The sequence below is a fragment of the Desulfobotulus sapovorans DSM 2055 genome, assembly GCF_059569355.1.
Window position 1 is genome coordinate 278,115 of the sequence record NZ_JCANVJ010000001.1, and the last position, 26,584, is coordinate 304,698.

Here is a 26,584-nt window from a genome sequence, read left to right on the forward strand (position 1 = left end):
ATGCCGTCCTGAGACCCTTATCTGCTGAAAGGCCTGCCAGCTTTATGGGCGATCCTGTCCATAAAGTTGGCTTTTTTTCTGATTTCCGGCATCCATAGGCAACAGATGGCAGGGGTGCAGCACCTGCGCATACAGACGATGCGATGTGTAATAAAAATAAACACGACCATGGGACATACAGGAAGGCGGTTGGGATGGGGCAGCGTTATTTGCCTGTGGAATGCCGGAAGACCTTGTCTTCCTGGGGATTTCTTCTGACAGCCGCCCTGGTGCTTGGTCTTTTCTCCCCACTGGAAAAAACTCCCTGGCTGGCCTGTGTTCTGCTTGTGCCCCTTATCCATATGCTGAACCATGGCGGGAAAACGGGAATCCTCAAGGGGCTGATGGCGGGCTGGATCTTTGGTACCCTGAGCTGGGCTTCCGGAACCTTATGGCTGCTGCATGCCATTAAAAATATGGTGGATCTCGCTCTCTGGCAGTCCTGGCTTTTTCTGGCGGGGATCTGGCTGTATCAGGGGAGCCCCTTTGCCCTGTTCGGGGCGGTCTGCGGCTGGATGAACCGGAAGGGGGTTCCGGCAGGCCCCCTGTTCTGCGCCAGTCTTCTGACCCTTTTGATTTATCTGCGCCCGGTTCTTTTTCCGGTGTCCTGGGCGGTGACAGCCGCCTTCTGGCCGGAATTCATCCAGATTGCCGATCTTGGCGGAGAGCTTCTGGTCTGCTTCTGTCTGATCTGGGCCAATGGTCTGGTTGCAGAGGCGTTTTCCGGGATCAGGAGAGGTGAGGCCAGGGTCTTTGCTGTGCATCTCCTTTCCTTTTCTATCCTCATGGTTTCGGTTCTCGGGTACGGGGCCTGGCGCATTGCCTTGCTGAAGGGAGACGCGCGGGAAACCGTGGGACGGAGCCTCCGTGTGGCCTCGGTACAGCCTGATGTGCCCGTCCGCTGGAACCGTAAAAATATTGAGAATTTCAGAACCGATGAGGCCCTTTGCCTTGAGGCCCTGACCCGGAACATGGATCTTGTCCGGAATGCGGATCTTCTTCTTTTCCCCGAGCTTCCGGGCCTGGACTGCCATTCGGAAGAATTTGAAGAGAGCGGACTCAGGGCCGAATTAAAGCGCCTTCGGGTACCGGTTCTGCTGCATGGGAGAGAGGAGATCCCGGCACCTGATGCTCCCGTGATCCACAGGGTGGATGCCCATGATCGCAGCATTGTGGAAGAAAAAATAAAAGCCCGGTACAGTGCTGTTTTTGTCATGTCTTCTGGGAAAGAATGCACGCGGGTCTATAGAAAAAGGATTCCGGTTCCTTTTTCGGAAACGAGCCTGTACGCTCATTTTTTTCCGGAAAAAGAAGGGAAACCGGCCCGGAAGCTCTGGCTGTCCAGAGGCGACGATCCCGGCCTTGTGCGTGTGGGAACTTTTTCGGTTCAGCCCCTGATCTGCTTTGAAAGCGGCTTTCCAGCGCTTGTCCGGGAAGGCGTGGATCTGGGGGCCGATCTTCTGGTGGAGCTTTCCAATGATGGCTGGTTTTTCAGCTCCAGGGCGGAAATGAAGCATCTGGGCATGGCGGTTTTCCGGGCTGTGGAATTTCGTCGGCCCCTCGTTCGAAGCAGCAATTCCGGCGGCGGCGCCCATATCCGGGCCACAGGGGAGATTGTGGCGGGCACCCTGACCCCCCATGGCAGGGCGCGGGTCACTCGGGCAGCACTTTTCTGCCCTGAGGTTTCGACGGTCTTTCGGCGCTGGGGAAACACCTGGCTGTGGGGGGCGGTTCTCGTCGTTTTCTGGCCTATGCGGGCGGCCCTGAGACGAAACAGGGAAGACTGAATATTTTTCTCTCTTTTTTCGGAAACGGCCAATACCCATCTTCTTACAGCTGTTTTTTGATGAATGGCATTTTTTTTGCTTTAGATTCAAACACAAGCCGCATTCACTTTTCAAAAAGGAGAAAGAAAATGTTTCGTAAAGAGATTCTGCTCATCTGCGTCCTGCCCCTGATCTTTGTTCCGTTCGCTCTGGCTACTGGTCTGACGGTCAACGAGTCAAGTTGCAAGGCTGTTGGTTCTGCGGTGGTCAAGTGTTATGACTGCACCCCCGGATCCCAGCGCTACCTCGGCAATGTGGCGGTTCTGACAGGTTATGAAGAGGCTCAGGGTAAAAAATTCTGTGTGGTGGAAGCTGATGCGAAGAATGCCTGTGCTCGGACATTCGGGGTGCCGGAGTCCATCATAGGGTACCGCACCACGTTTAATATGATGATGGGATCAAAGACAGAGACGTACAGAACCTCTTGCGTGGAAGCCGTTGGGAAATAGTGTAAAAAAGGGTTGTTAGCACCTCAGCGCAGCCACCAGGATTTAACCTGGTGGCCTGAAGACTGACATGCCGTACTCCAAATGTTCAAAGACAAAAGGGTTTGCCGGAGCTGTATCCAAGGAGGTGGATGTGTCTCCGTCAACCCTCTCCAGCGGATTCCGTAAAGTTCGTCAAGGCTGTATTCCCCTGGACTCCCGGTCTCTGGGTGGAAGGCCGCAAGCTTGCCAGCATCGGTATCCGCCTGCGTCACGGGCTGAGTTTTCATGGTCTGGCCCTCAACCTGTCTCCCGATCTGACGCCCTTTTTCTGGATTTGCCCCTGCAGCATGGACATCGCCATGACCAGCGGTGAAAGGGAGCTGGGGACAGCCCCGTCCATGGCGGAGGTGAAGAAGGGGCTGGTGGAGAGTTTTTTGGCACTCTGTCCCTGTCACAAAAAAGGCGATTTACAGCAGACCCCGGCGAGGGTTAAGGGCGGTCTGACGACAGCGGTTCTCCCATGAGCAGCCGGTTTTTGGGGGTAATGGCCGAGGGGATGGCCGCGGTATAAATCTCATATCCGGCCGCCCGGAGCTTCAGCGCCCTGACCGCATCCACGGCCAGATCCGGCGGCATCCAGGGTGTAAGGCCGCCCGTATCACAGGTCTCAAGATCGTGGCAGCAGGGCAACACGGCCACTCGGGTTCGTGCTGCCACGGCTCTCTCCAGAACGAGGTCCGTCAGGCCGCCGCAGGCATGGGCGGAGACCACAAGATCTTCGGGTAAAAGCGTAATTTCTCCCATGTCACGGGCTTCAAAGCAGATCCGGTTTTTGAGAAAGGGCCAGGTTTCGGCCATGGCGGCAAACAGCGCTTCGGCGCTTTGGGGTATCCGGGTATCCACAGCCAGACCTGACAGGGATGTCTGATCCAGAATCAGCAGGATCTGGGCCAGAAGGCCGTGACCGCAGGCCAGATCCACCACCCTTCCCCCCCGGAACCGCCGTCGTACCCTTCTGGCCATTTCCCAGGCCTCGTAGAGTTCTTTTCTGGGCAGGACGCCAGCCCGGCAGACGGTCCGGGCAATGCGGCAAAAAAGGGTGTCTTCGGGGAACCGATCCTGATGCATGGGCATGAGACGGTTTTTGCTGGAAAGTTTCATGTATGATCTTCCGGTAAAATGGTTTTTATCCGGCCCGCAATGCTGGTTTTTGGGAGGCCGTTATCTGCTGTCCTTGCGTAGTTTCCCCCCCCGGATCCCCGCGCAGCCTCGGCAATGTGGCGGCGTTGACCGGCTATGAAGAGGATAGGGGGAAAAATACTGCATTCAGCTTCGGAATGGGAACAAGGAACGAAAACTACAACATGTCCTGCGTGGAAGCCGTGGGGAAATAAGGAGAAAAAGGGGGGACTATGCGTAAAATACGAAGATCGGACAGGCAGATGCAGGAGGCAGATGCCCTTTGTCTTTTGAATACGGCGGAATACGGGGTTTTGTCCACCGTCGGATCGGACGGGCAGCCCTATGGGGTTCCCCTGAATTTCTGTGTTATCGGGAATGGAATCTATTTTCACTGTGCTTCGGAAGGGCATAAAATTGATAATTTTACCCCGGTTCCCAAAGTGTCCTTTTGCGTGGTGGGACGTACGGAAGTGCTGCCACAGAAATTCAGTACACGGTATGAGAGCGTCATTGTATCCGGGGGGATCATGGAGGTTTTTGACGGGGAGAAACGGCAGGCCCTTGAAGGCCTTGTGCGTAAATATGCCGCAGATCATTTTGAAGACGGTCTGAAATATATCACAGCCAGCCATGGTAAAACCCGGGTATTCAGAATTTCCATGGATGCTGTCACGGGGAAGGCCCGCATGTGAGCGGAAAACCCCTCCCCCCCCGCCGCCGTCATACGGCAGGGGGGACAGTCTGAGGGAGAGGGCTGGGCTTCTGTGCTGATTATATATTTTCGGTACGCATGAAAAGGCTGACGATGTAAATGCCATACAGAAACAGCATCAGAAACCCTTCCCAGCGATGGATGGATCGGCGTTTTCCAATAAACATAAAGGCAAAAAGAAGCAGATTGGAAAGAATCACAACCCCAATGTCCACATTGTTGGCCATGGAAAAGGGGAGGGCCTTGATGGTGGCGCTGATCCCCAGAACAAAAAAGATGTTGAAAATATTGGATCCCACCACATTGCCCACAGCGATGGCGGCATTGCCCCGTAAGGCAGCGACAGCGGATGTGACCAGTTCCGGAAGGGAGGTTCCGATGGCCACGATGGTAAGGCCAATGACATCTTCTGAAATCCGGAAGTCCCTGGCAATGCTGACGGCGGCATCCACGATCCAGTCCCCGCCAAGGGCCAGGCCGATCATGCCGAGGATGACATAGAGCCAGGATCGGAGGGCCGTATACCGGGCTTCGCTGGGAGGGTCAAGGCGCTCGTTGCCCTTGGACTGGGAAAGGGAAAAGGAGTAGTAGGAGAAAATCAGAAAAAAGCCCAGGAAGGCCAGGCCGTCAGTCCGGGTGAGCTGGTTGATGTCGGCGTTGTCAAAGAAGATGTCGTTAACGGCAACGGCCAGCATAATGCTGCCCAGCAGGCTTAAGGGAATTTCTGCCCAGACCGTTCCCCTCTGTACCTTCAGTCTGGAGATGGCTGCCGCAAGGCCAAGCACAAGAAAGGTATTGGCGATGTTGCTGCCCAGTACATTGCCGACAGCAATGCCGACATTGCCCGTGAGACTGGCGTAAATATTGACAAACAGTTCCGGGAGGGAAGTTCCCAGAGCTACGATTGTCAGTCCGATGACAATATTGGGAACCTGAAAACGATGGGCAATACTGACGGCTCCGTTGACAAGGAAGTTCGCACCTTTGATGAGCAGGGCCAGCCCGATAACCAGTTGCAGGTATGCCATGAGAAAACCTTTGGAGAAGGACAAAAGGCAGGCAAGGAAAGAGAGCCGCATATCCTTGCAGGGTACAGGAGCGTTCAGGCAGAAAAACGGGGAGACCGGAAAAAGTGTGTTTCCTGCCGCAGCTCTGGGCCGCAGCAGGAAACGCTCAGAATCAGGTCTTCCAGAACAAGACCCCCAGGCTTTGATCTTTAAGGATCAGCTTTTGGGAAGATAGGGGGTCAGGTCTTTGACATGACGGGTGAGAACCGCAAAGCCTCCGGCTTCAAGACTTTTCACGGCAGGATCCAGATCTCTGGCCGCCACCCGCATGACGAGCTGAAAAACACCGGGATGCTCATCAATGGGCCAGGAGATGAGGCTCTGGATATTGATGCCTTCTGTGGAAAGAATCCTGGCAATTTCCGCCAGGGCACCGAGGCGATCCCGGATCAGCACCTGGAAGCGCACCGAGCCTTCGGCGATGCCGATGGCATCCAGCAGCACCTTGAGCACATCGGTACGGGTGATGATGCCCACAAGGCGGTCGTTTTCCATGACAGGCAGAGAGCCGATGCGTTTTTCCTGAATAATGAGGGCTGCCCGCTCAATGGTGGTGTCCGGCGTGATGGTCACGATCTTCTTGCGCATGATCATGGCCATGGTCACCTTGCTGAGCAGATAGTTCAGCTCATGGCTGGAAAGGGTGGTGGCGGAAGAGGCCCAGTTCTGACGGATATCCCGATCCGAGACCACGCCCATAAGCTTGCCTTCTTTGCTCACTACAAGCAGATGTTCAATACCCTTCTGGTCAATGAGTTCCCGGGCCTCGGCCAGGGGCATTTCCGGGGGTACGGTGACAAGATCCGTGCGCATGATGCGGCCTATGTACATGCAGTCCTCCTTGGGCTTGGTTTTTTATCCCTGTATATCGGTGACGACCTGAACTCCCAGTTCCTGCAATTGGGCGGGCGCGGCTTTGCTGGGTGCTCCGGTGAGCAGACAGGCGGCCTTCTGGGTTTTGGGGAAGGCGATCACATCCCGGATGGAAGACTGGCGGGTGAGCAGCATCACCAGCCGGTCAAACCCAAAGGCCATGCCGCCGTGGGGGGGCGCACCAGAGCTTAAGGCATCCACCAGGAAACCGAATTTGTCTTCGTAATCTTCGCGGGAAAGGCCCAGAACGTCGAAAATTTTCTGCTGCATTTCCGGCTGGTGGATGCGGATGGAACCACCACCGACTTCCGTGCCGTTGAGAACGAGGTCATAGGCTCTGGATTTGGCTGTGAGGGGAGCCGAGTCCAGCTTGGCGTAGTCCGCCTCCTCGGGTGCGGTAAAGGGATGGTGCAGGGCCACCAGACGTTTTTCCGTTTCATCATACTCGAACATGGGGAAACGGGTCACCCAGACAAAGCGGAAAACGGAGTCATCCACAAGGCCGAGTTTTCGGGCCAGGTGATTGCGCAGGTTGCCGAGGGCTTCGTTGACGACGGTGGGGGTGTCTGCCACAAAGAAGACGATGTCCCCGACTTCCATGTCGAGAGCCTGGACGATACCGGCCTTTTCTTCCTCACTGAAGAACTTGGCGATGGGAGACTGCCATTCACCGCCTTCCTTTACCTTGATCCAGGCCAGTCCCTTGGCCCGGTAGATGGCGACAAAGGCGGTAAAATCATCAATTTCCTTGCGGCTGAATTCGGCACAGCCCTTGGCGTTGATGGCCTTGATCATCCCGCCTTTTTTGGCCACATCGGCAAAAACCTTGAAGCCCACGGTTTTCATTCTGTCCGTAAGATCCACAAGCTCCAGACCAAAACGCAGGTCGGGTTTGTCCAGACCGTAGCGATCCATGGCGGTTTCGTAGTCCATGCGTTCAAAGGGGGTGGTCAGTTCCATCCCCAGAACTTCCCTGAACACGGCGGAGACAAGGCCTTCTCCGATGTCCATGACATCATTTTCTGTGACAAAGCTCATTTCAAGATCGATCTGGGTGAATTCGGGCTGACGGTCAGCCCGCAGATCCTCATCCCGGAAGCATTTGACAATCTGGTAATAGCGGTCAAAGCCCGCGATCATGAGCAGCTGTTTGAAAAGCTGGGGACTCTGGGGCAGGGCGAAGAACTGGCCTGCGTTCACCCGGCTGGGTACGAGATAGTCCCTGGCGCCTTCGGGCGTGCTGCGGGTGAGAAAGGGGGTTTCAATGTCCAGAAAGCCCTGTGCGTTGAGAAAGCTCCGGATGGCCTGACCGGTTTTGTGGCGGGTGATGAGATTCTTCTGAAGGTGGGGTCTGCGCAGATCCAGATGCCTGTGCTGGAGCCGGATGGTCTCGGAGACCTCCACATTTTCTTCGATGAGAAAGGGCGGTGTGGCTGCCGTATTGAGGATGCGCAGTTCATCGGCCATGACCTCAATGGCTCCGGTTTTCAGGCCGGGATTCTGCATGCCTTCGGGCCGGGCCACCACGGTACCACGTACGGCAAGGACAAATTCACTGCGGATACCGTGGGCTTTGGCATGAACTTCCGGGTTGCGTTCCGGGTTGAAGACCACCTGGGTGATGCCTTCCCTGTCCCGCAGATCCACAAAAATTACACCGCCATGATCCCTTCTGCGCTGTACCCATCCCATGAGCACCACGGACGCGCCCACCTCCGGGCTGCCCAGAGCGGCCAGATGGTGGGTTCTTTTCATATCACCAAGCATATCCGGCACGGAAAATCTCCTTGATTCTAAGCGTAAGAGTTTGGATGTCGTGACATCTTTTTCGGGGTTCAGGCCTTTTTTTGCTTCAGGCCTTTCTGTCTGCGGAAAATCTGTTCACAAGAACGTCCACAAGGGCGTTCAGGGGAATCTCTTCCTGTTCTCCCGTGGCCATGGTTTTTACGGGAACCAGCCCCGTTTCCAGTTCGCTGTCTCCCAGCAGTACGACCCTCGGTGCGGCCAGACGGTCGGCCCGTTTCATGAGGGCTTTCAGGCTGCGGCCCGAGTAGTCCGTTTCTGCGGCAATTCCCTTCTCGGCAAGTTGCATGCAGAGATCAAAGGCTTTTTCCATGGCCTTTTCCCCCAGAGGGATGAAAAAGACCTCAGGTTTTGCTTCTTCCGGAGGCCGGGTCTGGGTGATGACTTCCACCAGCCGGTCAAAGCCGATGGCAAAGCCGATGGCCGGAATATCCGGGCCTCCCAGGGTTTTTACCAGGCCATCATAACGGCCACCACCGGCTACGGAACTCTGGGCACCCAGCATGTCGGTCTGGAGTTCAAAGGCCGTGCGGGTGTAGTAATCAAGACCCCGCACCAGGCGCTTGTTCACCTTGTAGGCAAGGGATCGGCGATCCAGCTCCCGCCGCACGACGCTGAAGTGTTCGGCGCAGGGGCCGCAGAGTTCATCGAGAAGCTCCGGTGCCTCCGTCATGGCTTTTTGGCAGGATTCGCTTTTGCAGTCCAGCACCCGCAGGGGGTTTTTGTCTTTCCGGCGCAGGCAGTCCTCGCAGAGCTGATCCTTGCGGGCTTCGATGAAGGCGGTGAGGGTTTCCCGGTAGCGGGGACGGCAGTCCGGACAGCCGAGGGAGTTGATGTGGGCGGAGATGCCCGTGACCCCGAGGCGTTCCATGAGGGTGGCCAGCATCAGGATCATCTGGGCATCTATATAAGGTGAGGCGATGCCGAAGGCTTCCACATCAATCTGATAGAACTGGCGGTAACGGCCCTTCTGGGGTCTCTCCCTGCGGAACATGGGGCCGATGGTGTAGAGCTTTCGCACCGGTTCCGTTCCGGAGAGCTTGTGCTGGATATAGGAACGCACTACGGAGGCTGTGGCTTCAGGCCGGAGGGTGAGGGTGTCGCCGCCCCGATCCGTAAAGGTGTACATCTCCTTTTCCACAATATCCGTGGTTTCGCCGATGCTGCGGGCAAAAAGTTCCGTCTTTTCCAGAATGGGCAGGCGGACTTCCCGGTACCCATGGATTTCGAAGAGCTTTCGGGCTTCCTTTTCAATGTGCTGCCACAAGCTGGCTTCGGGTTGCAGAATGTCTTTAAAACCTCGGATCAGTTGAATCATCGTAATTTCCGTCCTGAAAAAATCCGTATGCCCGATCTGAGCATACGCTTTATGATAAACACCATAACCCTGTTCTCTTATCGCAGGGTCTTGCAAGCGTCAACCGGATTCCGTGAAGACAAAGGGCTTTCCTCCAAATGTCTTCCCAAGGCTTGACAGGGGAGGATTGCGGGGATAGGCACTGGAAACAGTTCCCTGAAATTGACATTGAAACCCGGAACATGGAGACAGGTATGACATCTGTGAATACAAAGCATCTGATAAAAATGAAGGCGGCGGGTGAAAAGATCGTTGCAGTTACGGCCTATGATTTTCCCTTTGCCCGTCTGGCCGATGAAGCTGGCGCGGATCTGATTCTCGTGGGAGATTCCCTCGGCATGGTGGTGCAGGGGCAGAAAACCACCCTGCCCGTTACCATGGAGGAAATGCTTTATCATACCCGCATGGTGAGCCGTGCTGCGGAGCGGGCCCTTGTGGTGGGGGATCTGCCCTTCCTTTCCTATCAGGCCGATGTCCGGGAGGCGGTACGCAATGCCGGACTTTTTCTGAAGGAAGCCGGAGCTGCTGCGGTGAAGCTGGAAGGCGGAGCCACGGTAACGGAAACCATCCGTGCCATGGTGGATGCGGGAATTCCTGTTCAGGCCCATATCGGTCTTACCCCCCAGAGTGTCCATGCCATGGGCGGGTACCGGGTGCAGCGGGATGAGGAGAGGCTGGTGGCCGATGCCCATCAGGTGGCGGATGCCGGAGCCTTTTCCGTGGTACTGGAAGGCATTCCCGCTGCCATTGCCGAGCGGATCACCAGGGAGCTTGCCATTCCCACCATCGGTATTGGCGCGGGTGTGCACTGTGACGGTCAGATTCTGGTGATGCATGATCTTCTGGGACTGAATCTTGGCTACATGCCCAAATTCACGAAGATGTTTGCGGATCTGAAGGGAGAAACCCTCAGGGGCTTCAAGGCTTATGGGGATGCGGTGCGTTCCGGAGAGTTTCCGGGAACAGAGCACAGTTACTGATTGTTTTGAGTCCGGCCCTGACTCAGCTCTGGGCCGGTGGTTCCCGCGCTGGAGCCTGGGAGCGATAAAGAAAATTTTTAAGGTGGCATCCGCTTTTTTGATTTTTCAGAAAGACCTTTCTCTGTCCATGGGCGGGAAAGGTTTTTTGTTTGTGCGGGGCCTCTGGACTTGCGGGCTTCTGTATTCTTTTTGGAAATATGGGATTTTTTTGGAGACCGCCCTTGCTTTGGCATGGTTATGGGCATATGTTCATAATGCGTCTGGAAGCCTCTCCTGTATTTCATGACAGACGGGAAGTGAAACCCTCCAGACCAGAAGGAGGCAGATATGCCAGGTATGAACGGACAGGGACCCCTGGGAAAGGGGCCGGGAACGGGTTTTGGACTTGGAACCTGCGGCGGGGCAAAGACCCCGGAAGCCAGCCCGCCTGCGGGGCAGGAGCGCTGTGGCAGAGGCCGGGGCAGGGGGATGGGCGGCGGAGGCCGCTGTGGTGCGGGTCTCGGTCGGAGAACCCGTGCCGGGCAGGTGGATCTTTCTGAGACCAGAGGGTCTTCAGATCTCGTTCGGACAGATGAATCCTGAGTCTGAAGCGTAGCGGAACAGTCCGGTGGGAGATCCTGCCGGAGAAAAGGGGGGGTGCCATGGCAGGTATCCTCCTTTTTTATTGCAGAAAGAGGGAGTTCCGCTGTAAGTATGCACGATTTTCCCCGGATACATAAGCTGAAGACGAACCGTGAGAGCCAGGAGGCCGGTGTGGAAACTTGCTGTTGGGTTTTTCCCATGATCTGTGCAGTGGCCCTCACCGGGAGAGGCGAAAAGGGGAAAGGTGCGCTTTTTTTCAAGGGGAAGGCCAGGGGGTTCCCCGTTTTTTGAGTCCGTGAGGTGGGTTATGGCTTTTGTACAGGAACAGCCGTGTTTTGAAGAGGAGAATTTCAGGGAGTACGGGGAAACGGTGGGGCGGCTTTCCTTTGCAGGAGGGGAAAGGGCGCTGGCGGCTATGGAAGAGCGGCGGACACTGTTTGCGGCTGTGGCGGACAGGGTGAGTCCGGGATGCAAGGGAACCAAGCCGGACATGTCCCGCCTGTCTCCGGGCTGTGCCCTCTGTGCCGCAGGACAGTGGTCCTGTCTCTTTATCAATGGCTGCTGCAATGCCTCCTGTTTTTACTGTCCGGCCCCCCAGAAGGAGCTGGGGCTTCCCGTATCCCAGGGGCTGACCTTTGCGACGCCCGAGGCCTATGCGGATTATGTGGCGGCCTTAGGTTTCCGGGGGGTGAGTTTTTCCGGCGGTGAGCCTCTTCTGACGCTGGATCGTACCCTTTCCTATCTGAAGGCCGTGCGGGAACGTCTGGGAAAGAAGGTGCATATCTGGATGTACACCAACGGTATCCTTGCGGATGCGGCAAAGCTCAGGGCACTTGCGGCAGCAGGGCTGGACGAAATCCGTTTTGATATTGGAGCGATGGCCTACAGTCTGGAAAAGGCGGTCATGGCTGTGGATCACATTCCCACCGTCACCATTGAAATCCCCGCCGTTCCCGAAGAAGAAGCCCTGCTCATGCTGAAGATGCCGGAGATGGCCAAGGCCGGTATCCGCCATCTCAATCTGCATCAGCTTCGCCTCACTTCCCACAACCTGCCCCGCCTTCAGGAAAAAAACTACACCTACATCCGGGATGCCCATCTGACCGTGATGGAGTCCGAGATCACGGCCTTGCGTCTTTTACGTCTATCCCGGGATATGGATCTGCCCCTGGGAGTGAACTATTGCAGTTTTGCCTATAAGCACCGTTTCCAGCAGGCGGCCCTGCGCATGAAGACGTCTCCCCTTGCCGCCTTTTCCGATGAAGGCTTGACGGAAAACGGGTATCTGCGTCAGCTTGTCCTGGAAGGGCCGGCGAGCTGTCTGGAAGAGGAAGCGGCACGGCTTGCCGCTTCGGGCTGGGATCCCGGTCTTTTTCGTCTTACGGCCATGAAGGATGGGCTGCGCATGAATGCGTCCCTGGCAGGCCATGTCCGGCCTGGGGGCTGTACGGGAAAGCTCCTGTATTCCGGTGTCCGGCTTCTCAATCCGGAAGAGGCCCCTCTGGGTGCGAAAAAAATCGCCCTGGGCCCGGAGTGCTCCCTTGCCTTGATCCGCAGACCGGCAGCGGCCCCCATTTTCATGGACACTGAGGAACTGCATGCCTGTCTGGCCTGGTTTCAGAATCCGGATTGCGGACGGCTGCCCCAGGAGGCCCTTTTGTTTGAATGCATTCCACCGGGACTTCAGGCCTATGGCATGGTTTCCGGGGAGAAAAGGGATGCCTGTGGATAGTGCCCTAACAATCTTTCCCCCCATTCCCTCGGATCTGTTTTGAGGAAGCTGCTTTCCGGTGTAACTTTTTTGGGGCTTGCGGATTCTTTGTTTTCGCCATGTGCATGTTTTTTTTATCCCAAAGGAGGTGTTTCAATGAAAAGGTGGGCTGTTTTGCTGTGTTTCCTTCTGTTTGCCGGGGCGTCTGTCCGGGCTGCGGAGACAGAAGTCCTTTTCTGTCCGGAAACATCCCCGGAACCTGCGCCGGAGCGCGCCCTTTCCCTTACGGAAATGCTGGATCTTTCCCGGAAGCGCAATCCCGGTATGGAGGAGGCCAGGGCGAAAATTCTGGAGGCGGATGCCCTGTTCCGGGAGGCGGGTTCCGGTCTCTGGCCCCGTTTCGGGCTGTCTCTGGCCTGGAGTACGGGGGATGCGCCAAGCTCCTATCTTTTTAAAACCATCGACCAGCGGGAGCTTCCCCAAAATCTGGATTTCAACGATCCCGGTTCCTTCCGCAATACGGAAGCCGCCCTCTGGGGACGGATGCGGGTTTTTGACGGGGGCCGTACGGCTCTCATGAAGGACATGGCGGATCTCGGGAGGAAAGAAGCGGCTTCTGGCCTTGAGGCGCATACAAACCGTCTGGCCGCTGCGGTGGTGCAGGCCTTTTATCAGGTGAAGGCGGCAGGGGATTTTTTTGCCATCAGTGAGGAATCCCTTGCCACCGTGTCCCGTCAGCTGGAGGTGATGGAGGTGCAGTATGCGGGCGGCGGGGTGCTGAAGTCTGACCTTCTCTCCCTTGAAGTCCGCCTTGCGGAAGTGAAGGAGGAAAGGGTGCGCAGCGAAAACCGTGTGCGCCTTGCAGCTTCTGCCCTGGCGGGGCTTCTGGGATTCTGCCCCGGTACGGGGCTTCTCCCCGGAGAGGCGGATCTGGTGCTGCCGGAACTTCCTTCCGAAGGAGAGGCCGCCATGGTTATGGCCCTTGAGCACAGGGCGGATCTTAAAACCATGGGGCTTTCCGTGAACCGGGCGGCAAAGGCCGTTATGGCCGAAGAAAGAAGGCTTCTGCCGGAGCTGAACCTTCAGGGTCGGTACTGGCACGATGACCAGGACGGGGCCTTTGACCGGAACCGGGAAAACTGGGAGGTCTCGGTGCAGGCGGACTGGGAGATCTTTGACGGTTTTTCAAGAAGGGCGGGAAAGGATGCGGCCCTTGCCAGAGAGGCGGGTCTGCGTGCCCGCGTCCGGGGGCTTCTCCTTGAGGTGCGTCTGGATGTGGAGGAAAGCCTTTCTGCTGTGGCCGAAGCCTCCGCCCGGTATCAGGTGGCGGAAAAGGCCGTGGATCTGGCGGCGGAATCTCTGGATCTGGTGCGCAGGCAGTATGAAGGAGGAGCGGCTACCGTTACCCGCTATCTTCAGGCAGAGCTGGATTACAACCGGGCCAGGGTGCGGAAAACGGCGGCTTTTTACGACAGGGAAAGGGCCAGGGCGGATCTTGCCAGGGCTCTGGGACGGCTTTCCGGGGAGGTGTGAGCTATGAGGGTCTGGCAGGGAAGGATTCGGTCTTTGGGAAAGATCCGGTTTTTGGGAACGGTTCTGGTTTGTGTGCTGCTTTTGGGAGCCTGCGGGGAGACGTCCTCTCCCCCCCGCAAGGTTTCGGAATCCCTTCCGGAACCGGAAGCCACGGTGCTGGCCATTTCCGGAGAGCGGGAGGAATGGCAGGAGGCCGTGGGAACCGTCCGGCCTCGCACGGAATCCAGCATTGAGGCCCAGATTGCGGGTCAGGTGCGGGAGGTGGCGGTGCGGTCGGGCAGCCGTGTGGAAAAGGGGGATACCCTGATTCTGCTGGATGACCGTCAGGTGCGGGCCCGCATGGAACAGGCCAGGGAAGCCCTCAGTGCCGCAGAATCCGGACGTCAGCAGATGAGACAGGCCATTGCCGCAGCGGATGCGGCCCTGGATGCGGCACGGGCGGATCATGGGCGGGTTCAGGGCTTTTTTGCCCAGGGAGCCGCCACCCAGCGTCAGGTGGAGCAGGCCACTTCCGCCTTCCGTCAGGCCGAGGCCCATGCGGCCCGTGCCAGGGAAGGGCTTCTGGCATCGGAGGCTTCCATCCGCCAGGCCAGAGAGTTTTTGAAGGAAGCGGAAATCGCCCATGACTACACCCGCATCACAGCACCGGAATCCGGCGAGGTTTTGAAACGGCTGGTGGAGCCGGGGGATACGGCGGTTCCGGGAAAACCCCTGCTGCTCCTTCAGACCAGCGGTTTTCTGAGGCTTGAAGCCTATGTGCGGGAAGGCCTTTTTTCAAAGGTAAAACCCGGAGAAAAGCTTTGGGTGCGCATCAACACCCTGAATGCGGAGTTTCCCGCCGGGGTGGAGGAAGTGGTTCCCTATGCGGATCCCAAAAGCCGCACCTTTCTTGTGAAGGTGGCCCTGCCCGTGAAGGAAGGCCTGTATCCGGGCATGTTCGGCACCCTGCGCATTCCTGTGGGAAGCCGTCCTGCGGTCTGGATTGAAGAGGCGGCCATCCGGAAGGTGGGCCAGCTTACGTTGGTGGAGGTGCAGGTGGAGGATCGCTGGGAACGGCGCTTTGTCACCACGGGCGAAAAAATGGGGGAGGGCATGATCGAAATTCTCTCCGGCCTTGAAGGCGGCGAACAGGTGGCCCTTTCCCGAGGGAGGAAGGACTCATGAACATGCAGCCTGCCCTTTCCGGCCCGCCCACAGGGGTGGTGATGGGCCTTGTCCGTCAGTTCCTTTCCTCAAGGCTTTCTCCCATTGTGGTGGCCGCCGCCCTGATTCTGGGATTTTTTTCCGTTCTGCTTACGCCCAAGGAGGAAGAACCCCAGATTGTGGTGCCCCTTGCGGATATTTTTGTGAATGCCCCCGGTGCTTCAGCAAAGGAGGTGGAGCAGCTGGTGGCAACCCCTCTGGAGCGCCTGCTCTGGCAGATTGACGGGGTGGAGTACGTTTATTCCATGTCCCATCAGGATCATGCCGTGGTGACGGTGCGGTTTTTTGTGGGGGAAGACCGGGAGGCGGCCCTGGTGCGTCTTCACAACCGGATCATGATGAACCGGGATCTGGCCCCGGCCATCGTGCGGGGCTGGCTCATCAAGCCCGTTGAAATTGATGATGTGCCCATTGTGACCTTCACCCTGCATTCGGAGGCCCATGATGACCACGCCCTGCACCGCATGGGGGCGGAGATGCTGGCAAGGCTTTCCGAGGTGAAGAATGTCTCCCGCACGGAAATGGTGGGCGGCAGAAGGCAGGAGGTGCGGGTTGCCCTGGCCCCGGATCGCATGGCGGGTTTCGGGGTGGATGTGGATGCGGTGCTGCGGGCCCTTGCCACCTCCGATGTGTCCGTGAACGCGGGCCGGATCAGTCAGGCCAACCGCAGTTTCATGGTGGCTTCCAATGCCTTTTTAAAGGATGCGGGAGATGTGTCTTCCCTCGTGGTGGGGGTGCACGGAGGCAGGCCCGTCTATCTTAAGGATGTGGCGGAGATCATCAGCGGCCCGGAAGAGGCCCTTTCCCATTCCCGTTTCAGTCTGGGCATGGGCCATGGGGGAGAGGGGATGGAAGCGAGGGCTGCCGTCACCCTGGCTGTGGCAAAGAAGCGGGGTACCAATGCCGTGACCGTTGCCGATGAGGTGGTGGAGAAAATGGAAAGCCTGAAAAGGGAGATCCTGCCCCGGAATGTCTCCGTTTCCGTGACCCGCAATTACGGGGAAACGGCCAGCGAGAAGGTATCCGGCCTCCTCCTTTCTTTAGCGTTTGCCGTGATTTCCGTGGTGCTGCTCCTGGCCTTCACCCTGGGCTGGCGGGAAGCCCTTGTGGTGGCCGTCGCCGTTCCCTTAAGTTTTTCCCTGGCCCTTTTTGTGAATCTCGTCGCAGGTTACACCATCAACCGGGTGACCCTTTTCGCCCTCATCCTTTCTCTGGGCCTTGTGGTGGATGATCCCATCACCAATGTGGACAATATCCAGCGCAACCTCAGAAAAAGAGAACTGCCTCCTGAGGATGCCACCCTTATCGGCGTGAAGGAGGTGCTGTCTCCTGTACTCATGTCCACGGTGGCCATCATCCTCTGCTTTGTGCCTCTTTTTTTCATCACAGGCATGATGGGGCCTTACATGGCGCCCATGGCGGTGAACGTTCCCCTGACCGTGACCTTCTCTACCCTCTGGGCCCTGACCATCGTGCCCTGGCTGTCCTGGCTTCTCCTGAAAAACCGTTTTTCCGGAAAGAGCCTTCCCCCTTCTTCTGAGGAGGAAGGTTCCGGCGTACATCCGGGGATTCAGGGCTTTTATCGCAGACTGATGCTGCCTTTTCTTGCTTCCGGCAGAAACCGTTTTGCCCTGCTCTGCGGGATTCTTCTTCTGTTTGCAGGCTGCATTTCCCTTGTGGTTCTGCGGCAGGTGCCCCTGAAGCTTCTGCCCTTTGACAACAAATCAGAATTTCAGGTCATGCTGGAAATGCCCGCAGGCACACCGCTGGAAGCCACGGATGCGGTGGTGCGGGAGTTTGAGTACTATCTGCGTTCCGTGCCGGAGGTGAGGGAGGTGATCAGCTTCACAGGTGTGGCCTCCCCCATGGATTTCAACGGCATGGTACGGCATTACTACCTGCGGGAGGGATCCCACCTTGCCGATATCCGGGTGAATCTCGTGGACAAGGAAAAAAGGGACCTCCAGAGCCACGGACTGGTGCTGCGTCTGCGGCCGGAGCTGGAGGCCCTGGCCCAGAGACGGGGGGTGAGTCTGCAACTCGTTGAAGTGCCGCCCGGCCCGCCTGTGCTTTCCACCCTGGTGGCGGAAATCTATGGCAGGGAAGACATGCCCTACGAAGCGCTGCTTTCCGGGGCGGCCCATGTGCGGAGTGTGATGGCCAGCGAACCCTTTGTCACGGATCTCGACATCATGCCCAAGGAAGGGGGGGCCCGTCTCTCCTTTGTGGTGGATCGGGAAAAGGCGGCCCTGCACGGCATTTCCGTGGAGACCCTTCTCCGGAGCCTTGAGACCGCCGTGGGCGGAAAGGTGGCCGCCACCCTGCATCAGGAGGGAGAGCGTTCCCCCCTGCCTATCCGGGTGGTGCTTCCGAGGGAAGTCCGCAGCTCCGAAGCCGGTCTGGGCAGTCTTCCCCTGAAAACCGCTACGGGGGACACCCTGCCTCTGGCAGAGCTGGTGACCGTGGTGCAGGAACAGGAGGACACCCCCATCTACCACAAGAATCTGGCGAGGGTGGTTTTTGTGACGGGCGACATGGCGGGTAAGTCTCCTGCGGAAGGGGTACTGGATGGGATGGCAAGCCTGAAGGCCCGGCCTCCGGCTGAGGGGATCCGTGTTGAGTGGGCCGGGGAAGGGGAGTGGAAGATCACCCTTGATGTGTTCCGGGACATGGGCCTTGCCTTTGCCGGAGCCCTGCTCGGCATCTATCTTCTGCTTGTGATCCAGTCGGGCAGTTTTGGCCTGCCCCTTCTCATCATGATGGCCATTCCCCTGACCCTTCTGGGGATTCTGCCGGGCTTCTGGCTTCTGAACCTCATGGGCGCTCCTGCCATCGGGCCTTATGCCAATCCCGTTTTTTTCACCGCCACCTCCATGATCGGCATGATCGCTCTGGGCGGCATCGTGATCCGCAATTCCCTTGTGCTGGTGGAGTTCATCCAGGAGGCTGTGGGCAGGGGGATGGCCCTTTCCGAGGCCATTCTCCAGAGCGGCGCCATCCGTCTGAGGCCCATTGTGCTCACCGCCCTCACCACCGCCATCGGTGCGGCTCCCATCACCTTTGATCCGGTGTTTTCCGGTCTGGCCTGGGCACTGATCTTTGGCCTTCTGGCTTCCACCCTCTTTACCCTCGTTGTGGTGCCCGTGACCTATTACGCGCTTTTCAGGGACAGGGAGGCCTGAGGGGGGCAGGGTACCTATTTTCCGTCATGCGGAGTGTTCTCCTTCATTATGGATGGGCAGGCCCTGGGCCTGCCCGCAGATATCCGGCTTTTATATGGACATGGGGCTTTTTTGAAAGAAAAGAGGCCATGGATCATGGAGGTGTTATCAGGGAGCCATGTGCGGAGGGGCTTCCCCCTTTCTGGCAGAGGCTTCAGGGGATTCCGTCTTTTGGGACTCCTGAAAGACCGTTTCTTCCTCCTTCACCGGAAAGCCGGAACGCAGGTGAAGGTCTCGCTGGGGAAAGGGAATTTCAATGCCTGCCTTGCGGAATTCATGGGTGATGGCAAAGCGGATCTGGGTTTCGACGATACGGAATTCGGGCAGTGTGCTCCAGAAGCGCAGCCGGAAGATGAGGGCGGAGTCTCCGAAATCCATGAAATGTACATCCGGGGGGGGATAAATCAGAACACCTCGGGTGTTGCAGGCGATTTCCATAAGGATTTTTTCCACATGTTTGACATCGGAGCTGTACCCCACACCCACATCCACGTTTTTTCTTAAACGCTGATCCTTGAAACTCCAGTTGGTCAGGCGGTTGCTGATGAAATCTGCATTGGGAATGATGAGGGAGGCATTGTCATAGGTCTGCACCACGGTGGAGCGGACATTGATGCGGGTGACCGTGCCCCAGATACCGTCGATTTCAATGACATCTCCCACCTGTATGGGTCTTTCAAAAAGCAGGATGATGCCACTGACAAAGTTGTTGAAGATGGCCTGAAGTCCGAAGCCCAGTCCCACACCCAGGGCGCCGAAGGCCACCGTGAGGGAGGTGGTGTTCAGCCCGAAGACATGCAGGGCCGAGAGGATGCCGATACCCCAGAGGATGTAGCCCACGAGGGTGAGGATGGAGGCCCGGAGTCCCTGCTCCACGCCACTTTCCATGAGGATGCGTTTTTCAATGAAGGCTCTGAAGAAACGGGTGGCAGCCAGGGTGATGAGCAGCACGCAGAGCGCCTGAAAAAAACGGAGAAGACTCAGTTCCATACCGCCGAAGGTAAGGGGATAGCGCAGTACCTGCATGAAGCCGGGAAAAAGAGCTTCCTGAAGTCCCCAGGCTCTGGCAATGACAAAGATGGGCAGGGGAAGCAGGACAATGGGCAGCATTTTAAGCCCGAGACGCATCAGGGCGGCAGACTGGCCTGTTTCTTCTTCAGGTGTCTGGCTGGACAGAACGGCGATTTTTTGCGCCCACTCCCGCATGGCAGTGAAGAACAGCAGGTAGAGTCCCCCGCAGATCAGGGTGATTCCCCAGGCCCAGTACCAGAAAAGGGCCAGGGAACCATAGCCGAGAAATTCCAGTACGGGAGCGCCCAGGGCGATGCCTTTCCCGCTGAATTCCAGAACCATGCGGACGAGGGGGAGATCTCCGGCGCTGGACGTTTTGTGTTTCCAGAAACGGAAGACAAGAAGAAGGACAAAGGCTTCCATGCAGACCCGTTCCATGAGGAAGAGGGGACTGTCCGGTGGAAAGATCCATGCGGAGCAGATGAAGAGAGGGACAAAAACAAGGTAGCCCCCAGTGAGCCTCTGGAGGAAGGAAAGATGGGCTTCGGAGATCCGGGGACGATTATCCCGTTTGCAGGCAGCGGGAAAGGCGATGAGAAGCCGGTACAGGGTGACAAACCAGGTGAGGCTTGTCACCATCTTGAACAGCCCTGTGGCGGAAAGACCGGCCTGGGACCGAACCACACTTTCGGTGAACAGGGCCAGTACCATGAAGACGAGGCTTTTACGGCTGATTTCCAGCAGGATTCCCAGCCAGCCCTCGGGATGAAGGCTTTCCATTTTTTTGAGGAAAAAGCGGATTCTGAGGGTAAGGGGCAATAAAAAAAGACCCAGAATCAGGATACGGATCAGGGTCGGGGGGGGCAGTTGAAAAAGGGGACGGATTTCCGCCTCCCAGAAATCAGGACTCAGAATCCGAAGGGCACTGCTCCGGATATGGTTGAAGATGGCAATGGGGGTGTCCCGATCCATGAAGGCTTTGAGTCCCTGATTTTTTTGAAAAAGCTCCATGGTTTTACGTTCCTTCAGTTTTTGCTGAAAATCCAGGGAAAGGGCTTCCATATCCTGACGGATTTCCAGAAATTCCTGACGCCGTTTTTCCAGGGTGGTCTGCATGGTTTCCAGAAGCCTGGTTTTTTCCAGAAGCTTTTGCAGCAGGGTTTCCATCGCCCCATGGACACGGGTGGCTTCCGGATTGTCTGACTCTTCTGCAAGAATGGAAGAAAGCTGTTCTTCGGTGATACGTTTGCGGTTGTCGGTCTGTAGGCGAAGACTTTCCAGACGTTCCCACTGACGGTCGATACGTTGCAGCTGGTTTTCCAGCCCATGCAGCGAGGTCTGCTGATCGACCTGTGCTTTTTCAAGTTCCGCAATGCTGGTCTGGGGAGAGAGGAGGAGGTTGCGCTGGGAGGCGGCAAGGATGCGGTAGGCCCGTCCTTCGGACTGGATGGCGATATCTCTTTGTTTTTCCTGTTCTGCTTCAGAAGAAAGGGCGGCTATGGATGTTGCTTCATCTTCTGTGGATGCCGTTATGGACAGGTGCAGGTTGTCAAGCCGTGCGTCCACTGTTCCATGACTCAGGGAGGTCATCCCCGTCAGAAAAAGAAGGATCAGAAGAAAACGAAATCGCATGGAGAGCCTCACGGAAAAAAGAAAGATGCAGGGGCCGGGAGGGTCAAGGCCCAGCCCGTACAGGGAAAACAGGATTTTAAGATTGTTTTTATTTTTCTGTAAACGCTAAATTTCTTGTGTGGCATCCCATGTCTGGAGTAATAAAAAGGTTTTCATGCGTACCGCTTCAGAGTGTCGCATGTCGCCGGATGGGGGGCGAACGGAATCTGTTTTTTTTCTTCATGCGGGTTCAGGGTATCGGTGTCATGCCATTTCAGAAATGGGGTTTGGTAGGCCTTGTGCTCTGAAAAAGATACCCTCTATGAGCAGAATACTGAAAAAATGGGTTTCGTTCAGTCAGAATGTATACGTTTTTACAGTGAGACCAGGATCATGATTGCACAACTCAATGCTTTTTTTAAACTTGGGGAAAATAAGACTTCCCTGCGTCAGGAGCTTATGGCGGGGCTTACCACCTTTTTGACCATGGCTTACATTATTTTTGTAAACCCAAACATCCTCGGGGATGCCGGGATGGACAAGGGGGCGTTGATTACAGCCACCATTCTGGCTTCCGCCCTGGCCACCATCCTTGTAGGGGTCTGGGCCAATGTGCCCTTTGCCATGGCTCCGGGAATGGGACTGAATGCCTTTTTCGCCTATACCCTGGTACTGGGACAGGGGATGGCCTGGCAGACCGCTCTGGGGGTTGTTTTTATTTCCGGTGTGGTTTTCCTGATCTTGACCCTTCTGGGGATCCGGAAATGGGTGATTGCCGCCATTCCCGTACAGCTTCGCCTGGGGACGGCTGCGGGGATCGGGCTTTTCATTACCTTTATCGGTTTTCAGAACCTGGGCCTGATTGTGGATCATCACGCCACCCTCGTGGGGCTTGGCAAGCTGAACCCACCTGTGGTGCTGGGGCTTGCGGGGCTGGCCCTCATTGCCATTCTGGAAGTGATGGCCATTCGCGGAGCCATTCTGGTGGGGATTCTGGTCACCACCATTCTGGGGATGCTCTTCGGGCAGGTCAGCATCCCTTCCAGCATAATTTCCATGCCACCTTCCCTGGCCCCTCTTTTTCTGGAACTGGATATTCTTTCCGCCCTGAAATGGGGGCTTTTTGGTGCGATTTTCTCTTTTATGTTCGTGGATCTTTTTGATTCCATCGGTACCGTCGTGGCCTGCTCCTACGAGGCGGATATGGTGGATACGGATGGCAATATCCGTTCCATTGACCGGGTGCTGGAGGCGGATGCCGTAGCCACGGTGGCCGGTGCCCTGCTGGGAACCAGTACCACCACCACGTATATTGAATCCGGTTCCGGTATTGCTCAGGGTGGACGTACGGGTCTTACCGCCATCACCACGGGCCTGCTTTTTCTGGCGGCCCTGCTGGTAACACCTTTCATTGCCGTGGTGCCTGCCTTTGCAACGGCTCCGGCTCTGATTGTGGTGGGGGTTTTCATGTTCCGGAATGTCCAGAAGATCGATTTCCAGAATTTTGAAACGGCTCTTCCCGCCTTTCTCACCATTATTCTCATGCCCCTGACCTACAGCATCAGTATGGGGCTTTGCGTGGGATTTCTTTCCTTCATTCTGGTTTCCTCCTTTTCCGGAAAGATCCGTTCCGTTCATCCCGTGATGTGGGGGATCGGTTTCTTTTCCCTGCTTGAGCTTCTCCTGAAAGCCATGTAAAAAAGAAAAACGGCTCCCGTATCCTTAACTATGAGGGGATTCAAGGATTGTTGTCCGGGGAGCCGTTTTTTTGTGCTGTTGCAACCGTTTCGCGTGTTGTTTGGGGGGGGGCCGGAAGCCCTTTTGTCCCATGTCGTCATGCCTGTACGGTTGTGTGATGCACGGTGTTTCAATACGATATCGCCGCAAGAAATGACAGGTACGGATCTTTAGTCTTCCCTCTGATTTTCGGGGGATGCCGGAGATGCACGCTAAGATGAATAAGGGGGAAGATGGAAGCTGATCATGAGAAGCACTATATATCCGCAGGGCAGATGGAGCAGGACTGCTGGGCCTTTGCCAAGGATCTGTTTCGCAAGGGGCTGGATTTTGATCTCTTTGTGGGCGTGACCCGGGGGGGGGCCCAGGTATCCATCTATATGCAGGAGGTTTTCATGGTTCTTACGGGAAAAGGTAAGGACTATGCCACCATACAGGCCCGTTCCTATACGGGGATTTTTGATGCCCGGAACGAGATCATGGTGGACAACGTGGATGCCGTTATCCGCCATATAAAACCCGGTATACGGGTTCTTGTTGTGGATGATATTTTTGATCGGGGTAAAACCTTTGAGGCCGTGCGGGATGCCATCCTGGCAAAGCTGCCCTATCCGGATGTCCATCTCTCCATGGCGACGCTGTACTATAAACCGGAAAACAGTCTTGTCTCCATGAAGCCCGATTACTTTTACCGTATTTTCGGGGCAAAGGACTGGATTGTCCTTCCCCATGAACTGGATGGCCTGAATGCAGATGAAATGGCCAGAAAGGGTTTTGTCTGGCCCTGAACCGGATTTTCTGAAGGGGAGAACATGAAGCTATCCGTGGTGATTCCTGCCTACAACGAGGAAGATCGCATACCGCATACCTTAAGGGAGACCCTCGGCTGGCTTACCCGGCAGGGAATGGAAGCGGAAGTGCTGGTGGTGAGTGACGGCAGCCGGGACGGTACCCGCTCTGTGGTGGAGAATTTTTTTGTCCCGGAAGGACTGCGTCTGCGCTGCCTTGAATATTTTCCCAACCGGGGTAAGGGCCATGCCGTGCGTTACGGGATGCTGCGTGCCAGCGGGGATCGTATTCTTTTTATGGATGCGGACTATTCTGTTCCTGCGGATTTTATCCATACGGCGATGCACCTGATGGATGCAGGAAGCGATATTGCCATGGCTTCGAGGGCCCTTCCCGGGGCCTCCATCACAAGACATCAGCAGCCTTTGCGGGAGCTTTCCGGTAAGCTCTATACCCTGGTGCAGAATTTTTATCTCGGGCTGGATTATCCGGATACCCAGTGCGGTTTCAAGATGTTCAGCAGAAAAGCCTGTCAGGATCTTTTTTCGAGGCAGAAGCTGCGCAGTGTGATCTTTGATCCTGAGATTCTGTATCTGGCCCGTCGTCTGGGGTACAGGGTGGCGCAGTTTCCCGTTACCTGGACCCATCAGGAGGATTCCCGTATCCAGTATGACACTTTTGCCAAAAGCCTTAGCGTTTTCCGGGAACTTTTCCGGATCCGGAGACTGCACAGGGTGTCCATACGCATAGGGAAATTTTAAGTCATGTCAGGCGGTTTCCTGAATATGGCGGGAAAGAGCGGAGCGGTGATTAAAGGATTGTTTTTCGGGAGTCCGGTACGGCTTTCCCCAGAAAAACATGAAGGCTTCTGGCAGGATCAGCAGGCTCTGATCCGGGAGCGTACGGGGATTATCCTCTTTCTTGGCTGTGTTTTCTTTCCCTTTTTTTTTGTGTCGGATCTGGCCTATTATCCTGAAAAAAAAGAGATTTTATTTTTTGTTCGTGTGAGTACGGGCCTGGTTTGTCTGGTTTTATTCTGGTTGAACCGAAAACTGGATCTGGGGAGGCGCAGTTTCTGGCTGGGGCTTCTGGGCTTTTATGCCTGTGCCCTGGGGATGATTGCCATCATTTTGATCACCGATGGCTACCGAACCTCCTACTATGCCGGTTTTCTCATGGTGGTGGTGGCCTTTTCCTCCCTGATGGCTCTGCCTGCGCGGATCATTGCTCCCCATATTGTGGCGATGTATTTTTTGTATGTGTTTCTGCTCTTGGTGCAGCATGCCCCGGAAAAGGTATCCCTGTTCTTGGTGAGCCATCTTCTTATGCTGACAGGCATTGGTATCTGTCTTGTCGTGACGGAGGCCAGCCATCGCCTGCGGGTGCGGGATTATCTTTCCCGTCTGGCCCTGGAAGAGGCGAAAGAGAGGTTGAAACGTCAGGCCAGGGAGCTGGCCGCACGGGTCAGTGAATCCCGCAGCCGTTACCGTCACCTGGTGGAGCGCATGAACGACTGTCTGGGGGTTTCCGGTCCAGGCGGAGAAATCGTGTATGTGAATGACCGTTTTTGTGAACTGGTAGGATGTGACAGGGAAGATTTGCTGGGCTACAGTTTTCTGGAGCTTGTGGAAGAGGAGATCCGGGACACTGTGGCCCTGGAGTTTGAAAAACGGAAACGGGGCATACGCAGCGCCTATGAGACAAGACTCCTGCACCATTCCGGCAAGCGTATCCCCGTGATTGTCTCATCGGAAGCTCTTTTGGATGAAAAAGGCAGTTTTCTGGGAAGTTTTGCCGTGATTACGGATATTTCTCACCAGAAAAAGATGGAGGAAGCTCTGCTGGCCACGTCCAAACGCCTCCGGGGGATACTGGATGCCACCATTGATGCCGTGATTCTGCTGGATTCGGAGGGCAGAATTCTCGACAGCAATGCCAGTGCCGCCAGGGAGCTGGGGGAGGAGGTGGCGGATCTTCGGGGGGAGACCGTGGAAAATTTCTGGCTTCCCCAGGTGTCTGCCCGGCGTATCCCCATGATACGCCTTGTTTTTGAAGGGGGAAAGGGGCTGAGCTTTGAAGAGATGTTTGAGACCAGAACCTTTGTCCATCATGTTTATCCCATTATGGGTGAAGACAGCAGGGTCACGGCTGTGGCCCTTTATTCCCGGGATGTTACGGATCTGAAAAGTGCCGAGCGCCGCATTGCCCATCTCACCCATGAACTGCTTCGCGCCCTGGAAAAGGAGAGGCACCGCATTGCAAGGGATCTCCATGACCATGTGGCCCAGGATCTGTCCTCTTTGAGGATTTCCTTTGAGGATCTGGCTCTGGCACTGGAAAACCAGCCGGATATGCGGCATCGGGCCAGCCTCATTTCCAGACGTCTTCAGGAGACCATCAAGGATCTCAGGGAAATTGCCTATGATCTTCGGCCACCGGATCTGGACAATCTGGGGCTTGCCCACACCCTGTACCGCTACTGCCATGAATTTTCAGAGTATTCCGGAATTCCTGTGCATTTTGTTTCAGGAGGCATGGACACGGTGGTGAGGGATGCGGACAGGGAAATCAATATCTACAGACTGGTGCAGGAAGCACTGAGCAATATCCGGAAGCATTCGGGGGCCACCCAGGTGGATGTACGGCTCATTGCTTCCCATCCGGACATTATTGTCCGGATTTCCGATAATGGCATTGGCTTTGATGCGGAAAGCTGGGATGGCCCTGCTTCTTCGGAAAGGGGGATGGGCCTGAAGGGCATGGCCGAAAGGGTGGCCCTTCTGGGGGGACGTTTTGAGATTCGTTCCAATCCGGGGGAGGGGTGCCGTATTGCCGTATGGATTCCCATGGGGGAAAGCCTGATTCCGGCGGAAGATCCGGATTTCTGGACGGCTTCGAGGCAGATCGTACCCTGAGTGC

General features: G+C 56.3%; 20 protein-coding genes. 14 read left to right on the top strand and 6 right to left on the bottom strand.

Annotated elements, in window-relative coordinates; translation table 11 throughout:
• Positions 1-194 precede the first annotated feature (194 nt).
• The 3 genes from lnt (at position 195) to BR04_RS01130 (ending at position 2,817) form a co-directional block, all read left to right on the top strand.
• Positions 195-1,826: an apolipoprotein N-acyltransferase gene (gene lnt / locus BR04_RS01120; RefSeq protein WP_496354136.1), complete on the top strand. Its 1,632-nt coding sequence runs from the start codon at positions 195-197 to the stop codon at positions 1,824-1,826.
• A gap of 128 nt (positions 1,827-1,954) precedes the next feature.
• Positions 1,955-2,314 (top strand): hypothetical protein, encoded by a 360-nt coding sequence (locus tag BR04_RS01125; RefSeq protein ID WP_496354137.1) that lies wholly within the window; start codon positions 1,955-1,957, stop codon positions 2,312-2,314.
• A 128-nt stretch (positions 2,315-2,442) separates the two neighbouring features.
• Positions 2,443-2,817: a lipoyl protein ligase domain-containing protein gene (locus BR04_RS01130; protein WP_496354138.1), complete on the top strand. Its 375-nt coding sequence runs from the start codon at positions 2,443-2,445 to the stop codon at positions 2,815-2,817.
• Here the strand turns inward: BR04_RS01130 and BR04_RS01135 are convergent.
• Complete coding sequence (locus BR04_RS01135) at positions 2,783-3,454, bottom strand: methyltransferase (protein WP_496354139.1); 672 nt, start codon at positions 3,452-3,454, stop codon at positions 2,783-2,785. The genes BR04_RS01130 and BR04_RS01135 overlap by 35 nt on opposite strands.
• A 251-nt stretch (positions 3,455-3,705) precedes the next feature.
• On the opposite strand from BR04_RS01135, the gene BR04_RS01140 reads away from it, so the two are divergent.
• Positions 3,706-4,167, top strand: coding sequence for a pyridoxamine 5'-phosphate oxidase family protein (locus BR04_RS01140; RefSeq protein WP_496354140.1), 462 nt, complete (start codon positions 3,706-3,708; stop codon positions 4,165-4,167).
• Between the two features lie 79 nt (positions 4,168-4,246).
• Here the strand turns inward: BR04_RS01140 and BR04_RS01145 are convergent, their stop codons facing one another.
• The 4 genes from BR04_RS01145 to hisS all read right to left on the bottom strand — a co-directional run bounded on the left by BR04_RS01145 (position 4,247) and on the right by hisS (position 9,248).
• Positions 4,247-5,215 carry a calcium/sodium antiporter gene (locus BR04_RS01145; RefSeq protein WP_496354141.1) on the bottom strand — a complete coding sequence of 323 codons (969 nt, stop codon included), beginning with the start codon at positions 5,213-5,215 and terminating at the stop codon, positions 4,247-4,249.
• A 195-nt stretch (positions 5,216-5,410) separates the two neighbouring features.
• The gene (locus BR04_RS01150; RefSeq protein ID WP_496354142.1) at positions 5,411-6,085 is read right to left on the bottom strand and encodes a CBS and ACT domain-containing protein; all 675 of its coding nucleotides are present in this window, start codon (positions 6,083-6,085) and stop codon (positions 5,411-5,413) included.
• Positions 6,086-6,109: 24 nt separating this feature from the next.
• Positions 6,110-7,894 carry an aspartate--tRNA ligase gene (aspS, locus tag BR04_RS01155; protein WP_496354444.1) on the bottom strand — a complete coding sequence of 595 codons (1,785 nt, stop codon included), beginning with the start codon at positions 7,892-7,894 and terminating at the stop codon, positions 6,110-6,112.
• Between the two features lie 85 nt (positions 7,895-7,979).
• Positions 7,980-9,248 (bottom strand): histidine--tRNA ligase, encoded by a 1,269-nt coding sequence (gene hisS / locus BR04_RS01160; RefSeq protein WP_496354143.1) that lies wholly within the window; start codon positions 9,246-9,248, stop codon positions 7,980-7,982.
• 233 nt (positions 9,249-9,481) lie between these two features.
• On the opposite strand from hisS, the gene panB reads away from it, so the two are divergent.
• The 6 genes from panB to BR04_RS01190 all read left to right on the top strand — a co-directional run bounded on the left by panB (position 9,482) and on the right by BR04_RS01190 (position 18,478).
• Complete coding sequence (gene panB, locus BR04_RS01165; RefSeq protein ID WP_496354144.1) at positions 9,482-10,267, top strand: 3-methyl-2-oxobutanoate hydroxymethyltransferase; 786 nt, start codon at positions 9,482-9,484, stop codon at positions 10,265-10,267.
• 327 nt (positions 10,268-10,594) lie between these two features.
• The gene (locus tag BR04_RS01170) at positions 10,595-10,849 is read left to right on the top strand and encodes a DUF5320 domain-containing protein (RefSeq protein ID WP_496354145.1); all 255 of its coding nucleotides are present in this window, start codon (positions 10,595-10,597) and stop codon (positions 10,847-10,849) included.
• A 307-nt stretch (positions 10,850-11,156) separates the two neighbouring features.
• Positions 11,157-12,581: a radical SAM protein gene (locus tag BR04_RS01175; protein WP_496354146.1), complete on the top strand. Its 1,425-nt coding sequence runs from the start codon at positions 11,157-11,159 to the stop codon at positions 12,579-12,581.
• Between the two features lie 153 nt (positions 12,582-12,734).
• Positions 12,735-14,093: a TolC family protein gene (locus BR04_RS01180; protein WP_496354147.1), complete on the top strand. Its 1,359-nt coding sequence runs from the start codon at positions 12,735-12,737 to the stop codon at positions 14,091-14,093.
• 33 nt (positions 14,094-14,126) lie between these two features.
• Entirely contained in the window at positions 14,127-15,257 is a 1,131-nt protein-coding gene (locus tag BR04_RS01185; RefSeq protein WP_496354148.1) for an efflux RND transporter periplasmic adaptor subunit, read from the top strand.
• Positions 15,254-18,478 carry an efflux RND transporter permease subunit gene (locus tag BR04_RS01190; RefSeq protein ID WP_496354149.1) on the top strand — a complete coding sequence of 1,075 codons (3,225 nt, stop codon included), beginning with the start codon at positions 15,254-15,256 and terminating at the stop codon, positions 18,476-18,478. Before BR04_RS01185 ends, BR04_RS01190 begins: the two co-directional genes overlap by 4 nt.
• Before the next feature lie 147 nt (positions 18,479-18,625).
• Here the strand turns inward: BR04_RS01190 and BR04_RS01195 are convergent, their stop codons facing one another.
• The gene (locus BR04_RS01195; protein ID WP_496354150.1) at positions 18,626-21,160 is read right to left on the bottom strand and encodes a mechanosensitive ion channel domain-containing protein; all 2,535 of its coding nucleotides are present in this window, start codon (positions 21,158-21,160) and stop codon (positions 18,626-18,628) included.
• 372 nt (positions 21,161-21,532) lie between these two features.
• On the opposite strand from BR04_RS01195, the gene BR04_RS01200 reads away from it, so the two are divergent.
• From BR04_RS01200 to BR04_RS01215, 4 genes are all read left to right on the top strand, one after another.
• The gene (locus tag BR04_RS01200; RefSeq protein ID WP_496354151.1) at positions 21,533-22,837 is read left to right on the top strand and encodes an NCS2 family permease; all 1,305 of its coding nucleotides are present in this window, start codon (positions 21,533-21,535) and stop codon (positions 22,835-22,837) included.
• Between the two features lie 272 nt (positions 22,838-23,109).
• Positions 23,110-23,664: a phosphoribosyltransferase gene (locus BR04_RS01205; RefSeq protein ID WP_496354152.1), complete on the top strand. Its 555-nt coding sequence runs from the start codon at positions 23,110-23,112 to the stop codon at positions 23,662-23,664.
• Between the two features lie 24 nt (positions 23,665-23,688).
• Entirely contained in the window at positions 23,689-24,426 is a 738-nt protein-coding gene (locus BR04_RS01210; protein ID WP_496354153.1) for a dolichyl-phosphate beta-glucosyltransferase, read from the top strand.
• Between the two features lie 3 nt (positions 24,427-24,429).
• Positions 24,430-26,580, top strand: coding sequence for a PAS domain-containing sensor histidine kinase (locus BR04_RS01215; RefSeq protein WP_496354154.1), 2,151 nt, complete (start codon positions 24,430-24,432; stop codon positions 26,578-26,580).
• Positions 26,581-26,584: the final 4 nt, after the last annotated feature.

Coding starts and splice junctions, on each gene's coding strand:
- lnt (WP_496354136.1), top strand. CDS start 195: ATGGGGCAGCGTTATTTGCCTGTGGAATGCCGGAAGACCTTGTCTTCC.
- BR04_RS01125 (WP_496354137.1), top strand. CDS start 1,955: ATGTTTCGTAAAGAGATTCTGCTCATCTGCGTCCTGCCCCTGATCTTT.
- BR04_RS01130 (WP_496354138.1), top strand. CDS start 2,443: ATGTGTCTCCGTCAACCCTCTCCAGCGGATTCCGTAAAGTTCGTCAAG.
- BR04_RS01135 (WP_496354139.1), bottom strand. CDS start 3,454: ATGAAACTTTCCAGCAAAAACCGTCTCATGCCCATGCATCAGGATCGG.
- BR04_RS01140 (WP_496354140.1), top strand. CDS start 3,706: ATGCGTAAAATACGAAGATCGGACAGGCAGATGCAGGAGGCAGATGCC.
- BR04_RS01145 (WP_496354141.1), bottom strand. CDS start 5,215: ATGGCATACCTGCAACTGGTTATCGGGCTGGCCCTGCTCATCAAAGGT.
- BR04_RS01150 (WP_496354142.1), bottom strand. CDS start 6,085: ATGTACATAGGCCGCATCATGCGCACGGATCTTGTCACCGTACCCCCG.
- aspS (WP_496354444.1), bottom strand. CDS start 7,894: ATGCTTGGTGATATGAAAAGAACCCACCATCTGGCCGCTCTGGGCAGC.
- hisS (WP_496354143.1), bottom strand. CDS start 9,248: ATGATTCAACTGATCCGAGGTTTTAAAGACATTCTGCAACCCGAAGCC.
- panB (WP_496354144.1), top strand. CDS start 9,482: ATGACATCTGTGAATACAAAGCATCTGATAAAAATGAAGGCGGCGGGT.
- BR04_RS01170 (WP_496354145.1), top strand. CDS start 10,595: ATGCCAGGTATGAACGGACAGGGACCCCTGGGAAAGGGGCCGGGAACG.
- BR04_RS01175 (WP_496354146.1), top strand. CDS start 11,157: ATGGCTTTTGTACAGGAACAGCCGTGTTTTGAAGAGGAGAATTTCAGG.
- BR04_RS01190 (WP_496354149.1), top strand. CDS start 15,254: ATGAACATGCAGCCTGCCCTTTCCGGCCCGCCCACAGGGGTGGTGATG.
- BR04_RS01195 (WP_496354150.1), bottom strand. CDS start 21,160: ATGCGATTTCGTTTTCTTCTGATCCTTCTTTTTCTGACGGGGATGACC.
- BR04_RS01200 (WP_496354151.1), top strand. CDS start 21,533: ATGATTGCACAACTCAATGCTTTTTTTAAACTTGGGGAAAATAAGACT.
- BR04_RS01205 (WP_496354152.1), top strand. CDS start 23,110: ATGGAAGCTGATCATGAGAAGCACTATATATCCGCAGGGCAGATGGAG.
- BR04_RS01210 (WP_496354153.1), top strand. CDS start 23,689: ATGAAGCTATCCGTGGTGATTCCTGCCTACAACGAGGAAGATCGCATA.
- BR04_RS01215 (WP_496354154.1), top strand. CDS start 24,430: ATGTCAGGCGGTTTCCTGAATATGGCGGGAAAGAGCGGAGCGGTGATT.